3 protein-coding genes are annotated in these 12,972 nt (G+C 45.7%); 2 read left to right on the top strand and 1 reads right to left on the bottom strand.

Going from position 1 to position 12,972, the window contains the following annotated elements:
• Nucleotides 1-309: 309 nt before the first annotated feature.
• On the top strand, nt 310-1,623 hold the full coding sequence (locus R7P35_RS09265) for a TolC family outer membrane protein (protein ID WP_021707835.1): 1,314 nt from the start codon (nt 310-312) through the stop codon (nt 1,621-1,623).
• Nucleotides 1,624-1,625: 2 nt separating this feature from the next.
• Nucleotides 1,626-2,240 (top strand): OmpA family protein, encoded by a 615-nt coding sequence (locus tag R7P35_RS09260; protein WP_005377363.1) that lies wholly within the window; start codon nt 1,626-1,628, stop codon nt 2,238-2,240.
• 87 nt (nt 2,241-2,327) lie between these two features.
• On the opposite strand, the gene R7P35_RS09255 is transcribed toward R7P35_RS09260, so the two are convergent.
• Nucleotides 2,328-12,959: a tandem-95 repeat protein gene (locus R7P35_RS09255; RefSeq protein ID WP_318092002.1), complete on the bottom strand. Its 10,632-nt coding sequence runs from the start codon at nt 12,957-12,959 to the stop codon at nt 2,328-2,330.
• Between the last annotated feature and the right edge of the window lie 13 nt (nt 12,960-12,972).

Below are 12,972 nucleotides of genomic sequence, written 5' to 3'. Positions count from 1 at the left end.
TTCGTTTTATTCCAAGAGGATTTAGTTTTTTGAGAGTAATAAGGAAAATAACCGAAGAATTTGCCTTCATTTAAACCAGTTTCCGCTATGCTCTTAAGATAAAAAGGTTTTCTACGAAAAAATCGACCACTTACCAAGCAAGCTTTGCCTCGTATGCTAGAGTTTAGAGAGTAAGATTGTTGTTTTTTATTGAATTAAACATTTAAACATCAACAAGTTGATAATACGCACTAAGAAAATTCATTGTTTGTAACTTCTCGTCTCAAATATGAAACAGAATAAGAGCGACATGATTTTAGGAGAACTAACGTGAGATGGAATCGAGTACATATAGCCTGCTGTTGCTTAATAGTGTCTTCACCAGTTTTCGGTCAAACTCTAGAGCAAGCGGTTGCACAGACGCTACAAAATAACCCCGATATTAAAAGTGCATTTAACGAGTTTATGAGCCAGAAGTACATAAATGAAGCTTCATCAGGTGCTTACCTCCCCTCTGTTGATCTAGATGCTGGAATTGGATATGAAGGATTAGACCCGTCAGATGAAGTTGGTCGAGGAGACACGGATTACACTCGAAAGGAAGCTTCAGTGACACTGACCCAACTAATATGGGATGGTAGCGCTACGTTAAATGATATTGATCGAACCGCAGCTGATGCTGAATCTGTTAGATTTCAACTCTTAGCAGATGCTTCAGATAAGGCACTTGAAGTGACTAAAGTGTACTTGGACGCTGTTAAAGCGTATGAAGTCCTAAAGCTTTCAGAAAACAACCTTGCTGTTCATAAAGATATTTACGATGACATTAAAAAACGAGTCAACTCGGGTATCGGCTCTACTGCTGACTTGACGCAGGTAGAAGCACGTTTGGCAAAAGCACACGGAAACTTAGCTGCTGCTCAAAATAACCTGTATGACTCTCACACGATGTTCACTCGTTTAGTCGGTCAAACACCACAAGGGTTAATCTTTCCGAGAGCGGACCAAAACTTTATCCCGTACACGGTTGATGAAGCGGTAGGCTTGGCATTTGAACTTCATCCCGTTATTCAAGTGGCGCTCGCAGACGTAGACTCGGCTAAGTTTCAATACAAACAGTCTAAAGGTGTTAATTACCCAACCATTTCAATTGAAGCTTCGCAAACATGGCGTGACGACGCTGATGGTTTAAAAGGTCGAAGTGATGAGACACTTGCCATGCTGCGTCTACGCTACAACCTATTCAATGGTGGCAGTGATGCAGCGAACTCAGAAAACTTTGCCTACCAGCTAAATAAAGCAAAAGACTTGCGTGAAGGTGCCTATCGCAATGTTGAAGAAGGGTTAAGGCTTTCTTGGAGTGCGCTTGATTTAACATTACAACAAAAAGAGTTTCTATCAGATCATGTAGACTCTGCGTCTGAAACCGTAATTGCTTACGAGAAGCAATATCGCATCGGTAAACGAACACTGCTTGATCTATTGAACACTGAAAACGAGCTCTTTGAGGCGCGTAAAGACTACTTAGATTCTAAATACGCAGAGCAGTACGCCAAATATCGAGTGATGAACGCAACTGGGCAACTGTTGAGTGCATTAAGGGTTGAAATGCCTAAAGAATGGCTAGAAGAAGTGGAGTATTAATTATGAAACACATAGCTTTTATTACACTCTCATTAATGCTCTCCGCATGCAGTTCATCAGATCGTGGTGATGAATATGATTACATAGATACCCCAATTGCCGATCAGTGGGCTGATCATATAGATGATGACTCTGACGGAGTCATTAACGAGCGAGATTTGTGCCCGGGTACACCTTTGGGTGCCGAAATAGACAACGACGGTTGTGGTTCGTACGTTGACTCCTCACAAGAAATGCAAATTCGAGTACTATTTGCGAACGATTCCGATGTGATCAACCCTATCTTTACGCAACAAATTCTTGAACTATCCGACTTTTTGAAAGAGTACCCGAACACGTCTATAGAGATTCAAGGTTATGCTAGTCGCACTGGTACTGCAGAACATAATCTTGACTTATCTAAGCGCCGCGCTGAAAACGTTAGAAAAGAGCTCATGAAGAACGGCATTAGTGGAGATAGAGTTACCATTGTCGGCTATGGAGACACAGTACTTGCGACACAAGGTACAGACCAAGTTAGTCACGCATTGAACCGTCGAGTAACCGCAACAGTGATTGGCCACAAGGGTGAAGTGAAGAAAGAATGGACCGTTTTCACAACACTTCCAAAAAGCTAGCACAACAATAAACAGACCGTAAAAATAAAAGGTCTAGCAAATTGCTAGACCTTTTTTGATTTTAAATTTGACTACAGTTTAGCGCTACTACATGTCTTTGTACTGAGCTTCTAAACTCGCAATTAAGCTTTGAGTCACATCATCAACACTTGCACCGTCAAAATGGATGTCCAATGTCGAGCTCCCTTTTGTAATACTCAGGTTTGCCTCAGATCCCCCGTCTGGTGCCACTTCTACATGATACTCTCCGACATCACCAGTATGATCACCTGATTGAAGATCATTAAGAAGCTCTCCAATTTCATCTTTAGATAAGTCGTCAAACAGATCTGAGAAGTCTAGAGCGTCTTCATTTTTATTGAAGTCAGTGACAGTATCAACATCGTTAGTGACTTCACTCCACTTAAAGATGTCCGCCCCTTCTGACCCTGTTAAAGTATCACTACCTAAACCACCAATCAGAATATCATCCCCTTCACCGCCAACGAGTATGTCGTTGCCACCGTGACCAAATAGTAAGTCATCACCAGCGCCGCCATATAAATTATCCGATTTATCTCCTTGGTGACTTTGGTTGAATTCTTCCAAGTTATTTCTAACGTACTCATGTATATCTTCGCCGTCAACGGTAGACACATCCTGACCCGTTTGCTGCGCCACATGTGATTGAATCGCACTTAAGCCTTGTTCATTACCACCAAACTCAATTAAGTCACCTAACAAGATATCGTTACCTTCACCTCCTTGAATAGTGTCTGAACCTTGTTTGAGAGGTACATCTTGACCCAATATCGTTTCAGCAAGCTTAGTAACATCAATATCTGACTCTACCACACCATCAGTGTCATACTGCTTGAGTGTATGTTCATCAACGCCACTCCCAAGACCTATCGCTTCTATAGAGGACAATGCCGCTAGTACTTGATACATGTGTTGAGCTTGTGTCGAGCTATTCCCTTCATCGTAATAACGGATAGAGCCATAATATCTGTCGATATCGCCAAGGATTCTTCCTGTTAGCGGTGAATAAACCTTACCGTAACTATCTATAACGACATCACCTTTGTAGGTAACGGTTTGTCCGTATGAGTAATTGTTTTTACTCGCAATATCTTGCAGGGTAACAAGCTTGCCAGAATTATCGACGTCCAAAATCACTTTCGAGAATTCACTCGGTGCTACACCATAGAGGTATGTTGCTCTATTTGGTTGACCATCCGTAACAAAGTACGTGATATTTTGGCCATTAGGGTTAGGTTGACTGCTGAACCATTCAACGGCCGACTGTAAGCCCGCCTCATAGTTTGTGCCGCCAGAACCCTCATCATCAATTACACGATTCAACTCTTCTACAAACTCTTTTCTTGCTGTAAGAGAACTCAAGTCAACAGAAATCACCGCTGATGCACTTGAAGCAAATTCACTAAGGTGAATATTCACTGTCCCTGGCTTCTCTCCTTGATTTACCGCACTTAACAGCTCATCAAACACATCTAGCACTTCTTGCTTCGCAGTTCCTACCCAGTTACCCATGCTCCCTGAAGTGTCCAGAACAAATGCGATGTTGTAGTCCTGACCTGCAATGATCTCCAATCCTTGAACATCACCAACAATAATATCGTGATCGTCACTACCCGTTATCTGATCATTCCCATGCGATCCCGACTCCAACACATAGTCACGAGCTGTAAGCTCAACGGATTCAGTTGTTGAAGCTGCGTCATTATTTGATCCTTCAACAGACGTAGCAGTAACGCTTAGCGGGAACTCTAAGCTGCCTTCATAATCGAATGGCACTCTGATATCCAGGGAAAGCTTACCATCTGTACCAAGAGTGACAGGGTAATCTCCATTTGAATCTTGCTTAATTGCGACCCCATCAACATACACGTCAACACCGTCTGGTAGATCTTGTACAAGAGCAGTCTGCGCTAAATCCTCACTTCCATCGACATCAACTAGATCAACATCCACATCGACCGAAATCCAGCGATCTTGAAGCACTTCATAAGTGCCATCAGGTTTCAAATCAACAATTTTGTCTGCAAAAACAACGCGTTCAATTTCATATAAATGATCACCTCGGTCATCACTACCTGTATGATCGTTTACCGAATCGATAGAACGACTATCTAATAAAATCCAATATGGAACTTTACCTCCATGATCGTCTTTGAAGGTCATTTTGTAGTCATCAAAGTTCCCTGTTAAGTAGACTGTATCTTTACCATCATGCAGAGTAAGACTGGTCGCGTCATCACCATAAAACGTATCATTGTTACCACCGCCAACAAATACGTCATCGCCACCGCCACCATAGAATACATCGTTGAAATCTGTCCCAACAAACAAGCTGTCGGTGTCACTTAAGTCAGTATTGACTCCCAACACAACACCAGCGTGTGTATTAATTTTAGGTACTGCATTATCCAACCCAAGGTTGGCTGCGACAGCCTCATTTTCGGTATTGGTATTATTTATTGCCGATGTAGCTAAGTGATGGTTTGGATCAATAGCATCTCGTTTAACTAAGTCGCCAACATTGATCGTGATCGTAGGTGCATCTGCGATAGCAACAACATTGATATCAAGTGTATTTGTTACGCCAGTATTTGTGGTATAGCTAATTAATGGAACGTCACCTGACCAATGCTCAGCAGGTTCAAATATGTAACTACCATCTCGGTTTACTAGTAACGTACCACTAGTCAAAGAAACACTTTCGCCTACCTCGTAATCAGCACCATCGATAGTAAGATGATCTACCATCAGAATATTGTCGCCGTCAGAGTCATTAAGCAATACATTCCCTTGTAGAGTATTGTCTTCTATGGTTTCGCCCAAATCACTTTCCGTTTCCGTCGGTAAGTTCTCATGTACTACAACATTGATCGCCAAGTTAGATTCTGCTGAATCACCATTCGAGCTTTCTGTACTCGTTGCAGTCAAATTGATAGTGAAGTCATCATGGGAGCCCGCAGGTGGAGTCACAGTAAGTGCATCTAATGCCCAACTTGTCACGTCCAGTTCTTCATCAATAGTTGCGACAGTAATAGAACTATTTCCATCTGAAAGGATCGCACCTACAGGTAAGCCAGTTAGCGTGACTTTAAGTGATTCAGAGCCATCTGTATCATTTAAGCTTGCTTTAATTTCAGAGAGCGGTATCGCTGTATCTTGTAACCCTTCGTTCAGCTGGTATGTTTCGTAAAACGCAACACCATTAACTTCTTGTAGTTCAGACGTTCTGATATCAGTTGCTTCTAGTGCACTTTCATCACTAACTACGTAAAGACTACTATTGCTCAGATTGACAGGCGCTTGTCCATTAATGGATACATCCACATTAAAGTTACCCGGACCACTTTGGTTATGGTGATAGATTTCAATTGGATAAAAGCCAGATACCGAAGGGGTAAAGCTAGCACCCTTAATATCACCACTGTCGCTCCCCCAACGAGCTTGATCAAGTAACGTACCACCCAACTTGATAGCAAGGCTATCATCTGCTTGCCCAACAAAGTCGTAACTCGAGCCAGCTTCGAGATAAACAAGAGATGTGACTAGAACGGCCTCATTTGCCAAGGTTGCATGAGTCCCTAAATCTTCCACATTTGCCCAACTCAATCGAGTACCATCGGCTTCATTAAGAGCGTTGATCGCTGAGATTAGAGTCTCTCCATTGACCCCCATACCATCACTAGAACCAACTTGAACATTACTCCATGTCGTAACGTTAAACTCTTGTTGAGGCAATGAGTTTAATGGCGTCACTGCGATTAAGTTCGGTTTATCAGCGATAGGGTTTACGTCTATTGTCAGTGTTGACTCTTGACCGGTACTCTGTCCATCTGTTGGTTTAAAGCCAATTTGAGCGTAACTAGACTCCTGGTCTCCGACTTGATTTCCGCCGAAGCTGTCACTGCCAGACTCATTTAATTCAGGTACAAAACGAACACTGTTTTCATCAAAGAGCGGCTTATCAAGCACTTGATCGATTTGGACAGACTGCCAATCGCCTTGCGAATCTCTGTACTCTAACGATCCATCGCCAGGAAGCGTTGTAATTTGGACGGAGAGATCTGATACATCAGAGTCCACATCGCTAATACCGAATGATGACCAATCAAGCATCACTTGAGAATCTTCATTCATCTCAACCACTGAAGGCGAAGATTCAGGAGCATCATTCACATTTACCAGAGATACATTTACCTCGGCAGTATCAATCCCGCCAGTTCCATCGATAACCTCAACCTGAAGCGTATAATCGCCCAAGTCAACATCATCGATTGTCTTGTTCAATGAAATCTCTCCGCTTGTCGGGTCGATATCAAAAATACCATTAGTGCTCGAGCCATCTGCAAAGCGGTATACAAGCACGTCATTATCGTGATCTTCAGCAACGACCGTGCCGATAACGGCCCCACTCACCGTGTTTTCGTTAACTGACCCGAAGTCGTAAACATCATCATTTGGTTTGTCACCAGCACTATCGCCGCCAGAAATAAACTCTGGAGCGTGCTGAGCATCTATAATAGAGACTGTTGCTTCATTCGAGTCACTTGCAAGCGTCGAATCTGCACCAACCGTATCAATTAGAGTCACGGTTAGGTTTTCAAGATCTTCGTAAATACCATCATCGAGAGTTTTTATATCAATCGGCGCCGACGTTTTACCCGCTGGAATCGTGACTGTGTACGTACTTGGAGCAATATAATCTTTGTCATCAACATTCCCTCCGATTGTAAATGTTACCAGTACATCTTCATCTGCTTTTTGGTCAATGTTGACGATAAATTTTGCATCACTACCTTCATCAACTGAGGATTGATCTGAGCTAATAGTCACTTTCGGCGCACTTTGGGCATCAACGATCACAACACTTGCGCTGTTATTTGAAGCAATGCTCGCATCAGCGCCATCAACCTCTTTAATGGTTACTGTGAAAGATTCTGCGCCCTCATAAATACCATCGGTGACCGTCAGTAAGTCAAGAGCAGCTGAAGATTGACCCGCAGGAACTTCAACACTCAGAACGCCAACAAAATCTTTTCCATCTTGGGCCACGCCACTATATTCGACATGAACCGTAACACTCTCATCTGCAACTTTATCAAGTGTCAGCGTAAAGCCTGCCGTTTCACCTTCATTTACGCTATTTTGATCGGCACTAATACTAACTAAAGGTGCAGGATCAGAATCCACAATATTTGCGTTACCAGTTGCAATACCATTACTGGTGACACTACCGATTTCCGTAACCGTCAGACCAAAGCTCTCATCACCTTCATGGACATTATCTAGTTTGGTCGGGACTGCGACTTTAATTTCAGCGACACCTGGAGGTATAGTAACGTCTCCATTAGGCGCTATATCTAATGTTTGAGTTTGACCATGAGTATCCACATAGGTCACTACCATAGTGCCTAGATCAACATCTTCCGCAGTATAGCTATCATTTGTTGTTGACTTCAGATTGACGACAACAGTCTCTTGAACAGGGTTAGAGAGTAAAACGGTAAATATTGCGTCAGTTCCTTCAATTACATCGCCAGCATCTATTACGCTAAGTTCTGTACTATCATTATCAAGAACTGTTGCCGTCCCCGTTTCACCTCCGAGCTCAAGAACGACCGTTTCGCTGCTTTCCACAACCAAGTCATCAATAGTCGGAATCGATATTTCGAAGCTACTTATACCTGCTGGAACAATCAAGTAACCACCTAAGAAAACAACACCATTTGTGTAGGTTGCATTCGATAGATTTATGTCATTCTTATCAACTGAAGAACCTTGAGCAAGCATATCAACTTGGTACTTAACAGCAGTGCTGGTGACTTCATCTAAAACAACCGAGAACGTGATATTGTCACCCTCGGTCACACTATCACCGACCACAGACAGACTTGGCCCGTTTTCCGCAACATTACCATCTAACATTTCGTTAACGATATTGACTGTAGATGGATCGCTAACGCCATTTTCAGAGTCGACTGCCACATATCCAAAGCTGTCTTCGGCAGGAACACCTTCTACATAACGTAACTCCCAGTTACCTTCATTTTTCGTAGAAAAATCTAACTGAGTAATGACCGAACCTTCAGGAAGAGCTAGATCTTTCCCATAACCAACGCTTGTTTCTTGGAATAGCATGAAGTTGCCTTCAGGCTTCAAAAACTCGAACGTTTGAGTCTGTTGGACATTATTTGAATCTAAGTATGTAACCGTAATAAGTGCTGCGTTGTCATCACCGTAATCAAACAATCCACCTAATCCATCTAAGCCAAGGTTTACGCTGCCCACAGGATTATTAGACAAATCGATCGTAATCGATTCACCTTTCTCAATACCCTGCCCATCATTGTCAGCGATACCATTGCCGATGTGTGACACCTGGCGGTTGTACTGCGCAAGCTCACCGCTATCAGAAGAAATGGTGATAGAAGCTCCATTTGCTAAATGCTCAGTACGGGAATGTGATGAACCACCATCCTCACTTAATCCCCAGTTATTGAAATCTGTTGTAGATTCCGAGCCATTAGGCGTATTTGGACGATCTTTGATACCTAATAAGAAGCCAACATTATCAGCTTCATAGTAAAGGCTGTCTTTGTCATAAAGCGTATCGCTTACTTCTTTAATTTCGTGCAACTCACCATCACTATCTTTAAAGAACAACGTACCTGAGGTTGGCAGTTCAGTAATTCGGACATGTAGATCGTTGCCTTTTAAGTCGTCTTCAACATCCGCGATATGATCTTGAGAGTCGCCATCACCTAAAGGTTTCGTATCAGTATCAAATACAACTTGCGTCACAGGCTTGTCAGTCACATGCGTAAAGTCCTCACTGTCAGGCTTGTCATTGACTGGCGTCACATCGACGTTCACCGTGGTGAATTCCGATACCCCACCGGAGGTAACGATGTAGGTAAAGCTGTCTGTCCCGTGGTAGTTGTCGTTTGGCGTGTAGGTTACACTGCCATCCGGGTTGACCGAGACCGTGCCGTTAGCTGGTCCGTTATTGGTATCCAGCGACACCACTTTGTCGTCGCCTTCGAACGTGTCGTTATCTAAGACCTTAATGATGGTTGGCGTATCTTCCACAACCGTCGCGTTGTCTGCCACGATGTCTGCCACAGGCGCTACTGTGAAGTTCACCGTTTGACTGACGCTCTCGCCGCTTGGGTCTTTAGCTGTGAACGTAATTGTCTCTTTGCCATTCCAATCCGCAGTCGGAGTGATGGTGGCAACGCCATTCACAATAGAAATTTGGATGTTGTTATTGCCAGAGACGCTAAACGTTAACTCGCCATCCACGTTATCCACATCACTGAAGGCCGTATTCAGATCGATGCTGTATGGCGTAAAGTCTTCCGCCAAGGTTTGGTCTGCGATGCTGCTTTCAACCACAGGCGTGTCGTTCACCGCATTCACGGTGACGTTGACCGTTGCTTGGTCAGTCAGTACACCATCGGTGACGGTGTAAGTGATTTCGGCGTCACCATGGAAGTTCTCAGCCGGTGTGAACACCAGTTTTCCATCAATAATTTCGACTGTACCTTGTGTTTCAGGTACGGACGCCGATTGGATAGACAGCGTATCACCATCAATATCGGTGTCGTTTGGCAGGACATCAATCGTGACAGCGGTATCTTCTTGTGTTGTGGCCGCGTCATCGTTTGCCACTGGCGCGTCATTGACTGGCGTCACATCGACGTTCACCGTGGTGGACTCCGATACCCCACCGGAGGTGACGATGTAGGTGAAGCTATCTGTACCGTGGAAGTTGTCGTTTGGCGTGTAAGTGACGCTGCCATCCGGGTTGACCGAGACCGTGCCGTTGGCTGGGGCGTTATTGGTATCCAGCGACACCACTTTGTCGTCGCCTTCAAACGTGTCGTTACCTAAGACCTTGATGATGGTCGGCGTGTCTTCCACAACCGTCGCGTTGTCTGCCACGATGTCCGCCACAGGCGATACTATGAAGTTCACCGTTTGGCTAACGCTTTCGCCGCTTGGATCGGTCGCCGTAAAGGTCAACGCTTCAGAGCCGTTCCAGTCTGCCGTTGGGCTAATGGTCGCGATGCCATTTTCAATCGACACCAACACGTTGCTGTTGCCAGAGACGCTAAACGTTAACTCGCCATCCACGTTATCCACATCGCTGAAAGCGGTATTTAGATCGATGCTGTATGGCGTAAAGTCTTCCGCCAAGGCTTGGTCTGCAATGCTGCTTTCAACCACAGGCGTGTCGTTCACCGCATTCACGGTGACGTTGACCGTTGCTTGGTCAGTCAGTGCACCATCGGTGACGGTGTAAGTAATTTCGGCGTCACCATGGAAGTTCTCAGCCGGTGTGAACACCAGTTTTCCATCAATAATTTCGACTGTACCTTGTGTTTCAGGTACGGACGCTGATTGGATAGACAGCGTATCACCATCAATATCGGTGTCGTTTGGCAGGACATCAATCGTCACTGGCGTGTCTTCATCAGTAACAGCGGTATCATCTTTTGCCACTGGCGCATCGTTGACTGGCGTGACATCGACGTTCACCGTGGTGGACTCCGATACCCCACCCGACGTGACGATGTACGTGAAGCTGTCTGTACCGTGGTAGTTGTCGTTTGGCGTGTAAGTGACGCTGCCGTCCGGGTTGACCGAGACCGTGCCGTTGGCTGGACCGTTATTGGTATCCAGCGACACCACTTTGTCGCTGCCTTCAAACGTGTCGTTACCTAGGACGTTAATGATGGTCGGCGTGTCTTCCACAACCGTCGCGTTGTCTGCCACGATGTCCGCCACAGGCGCAACTGTGAAGTTCACCGTTTGGCTGACGCTTTCACCGCTTGGATCAGTAGCCGTAAAGGTTAACGCTTCTGAGCCGTTCCAGTCTGCCGTTGGGCTAATGGTCGCGATGCCATTTTCTATTGAGACATTGACATTACTGTTGCCTGAGACGCTAAACGTTAACTCACTATCAACGTTATCCACATCACTGAAGGCCGTATTCAGATCGATGCTGTATGGCGTAAAGTCCTCCGCCAAGGTTTGGTCTGTAATGCTGCTTTCAAACACAGGCGTGTCGTTCACCGCATTCACGGTGACGTTGACCGTCGCTTGGTCAGTCAGTGAACCATCGGTCACGGTGTAAGTGATTTCGGCGTCACCATTGAAGTTCTCAGCCGGTGTGAACACCAGTTTGCCGTCAACAATCTCGACTGTCCCTTGCTCACTCGGCACAGATGCCGAGTCAATCGACAGCTTATCGCCATCAATATCGGTGTCGTTTGGCAGGACATCAATCGTCACTGGCGTGTCTTCATCAGTAACAGCGGTATCATCTTTTGCCACTGGCGCATCATTCACTGGCGTCACATCGACGTTCACCGTGGTGGACTCCGATACCCCACCGGAGGTGACGATGTAGGTAAAGCTGTCTGCCCCGTGGTAGTTGTCGTTTGGCGTGTAAGTGACGCTGCCGTCCGAGTTGACCGAGACCGTGCCGTTAGCTGGACCGTTATTGGTATCCAGCGACACCACTTTGTCGTCGCCTTCGAACGTGTCGTTATCTAAGACCTTAATGATGGTTGGCGTATCTTCCACAACCGTCGCTTTATCTGCCACGATATCCGCCACTGGCGCTACTGTGAAGTTCACCGTTTGGCTAACGCTCTCGCCGCTTGGATCGGTAGCCGTAAACGTCAGCGCTTCTGAGCCGTTCCAGTCTGCCGTTGGAGTGAACGTAGCAATGCCATTGACGATCGCCACTTGAATGTTGCTGTTGCCAGAGACACTAAACGTTAACTCACCATCGGCGTTATCCACATCACTGAATGCGGAATTTAGATCGATGCTGTATAGCGTAAAGTCTTCTGCCAAGGTTTGGTCTGCGATGTTGCTCTCAACCACAGGCGTGTCGTTCACCGCATTCACGGTGACGTTGACCGTCGCTTGGTCAGTCAGTGCACCATCGGTGATGGTGTAAGTGATTTCAGCGTCACCATGGAAGTTCTCAGCCGGCGTGAAGACCAGTTTGCCGTCAACAATCTCGACTGTCCCTTGCTCACTCGGCACAGACGCCGATTGGATAGACAGCTTATCGCCATCCACATCGGTGTCGTTTGGCAGAACATCAATCGTCACTGGCGTGTCTTCGTCAGTGACAGCGGTATCATCTTTTGCCACTGGCGCGTCATTCACTGGCGTCACATCGACGTTCACCGTGGTGAATTCCGATACCCCACCGGAGGTAACGATGTACGTGAAGCTGTCTGTACCGTGGAAGTTGTCGTTTGGCGTGTAAGTGACGCTGCCGTCCGGGTTGCCCGAGACCGTGCCGTTGGCTGGACCGTTATTGCTATCGAGCGACACCACTTTGTCGTCGCCTTCAAACGTGTCGTTACCTAGGACGTTAATGATGGTCGGCGTGTCTTCCACAACCGTCGCGCGGTCAGATTCAATATCTGCCACAGGCGCAACCATAAAGTTTACCGTTTGGCTGACGCTTTCACCGCTTGGATCAGTAGCCGTAAAGGTTAACGCTTCTGAGCCGTTCCAGTCTGCCGTTGGGCTAATGGTCGCGATGCCATTTTCTATTGAGACATTGACATTACTGTTACCTGAGACGCTAAACGTTAACTCACCATCGGCGTTATCCACATCGCTGAAAGCGGTATTCAGATTGATGCTGTATGGCGTGAAATCTTCCGCCAAGGTTTGGTCTGCA

The organism is Vibrio sp. Vb0304 (genome assembly GCF_033338995.1).
Classification (GTDB): Bacteria; Pseudomonadota; Gammaproteobacteria; order Enterobacterales; family Vibrionaceae; genus Vibrio; species Vibrio alginolyticus.
Note: the sequence above shows the minus strand (reverse complement) of the source record. Positions and strands in the feature narration are given on the sequence as shown.

What these genes read in the sequence shown, in the direction of transcription:
- R7P35_RS09260 (WP_005377363.1), top strand. Translation starts at nt 1,626, where the DNA reads ATGAAACACATAGCTTTTATTACACTCTCATTAATGCTCTCCGCATGC.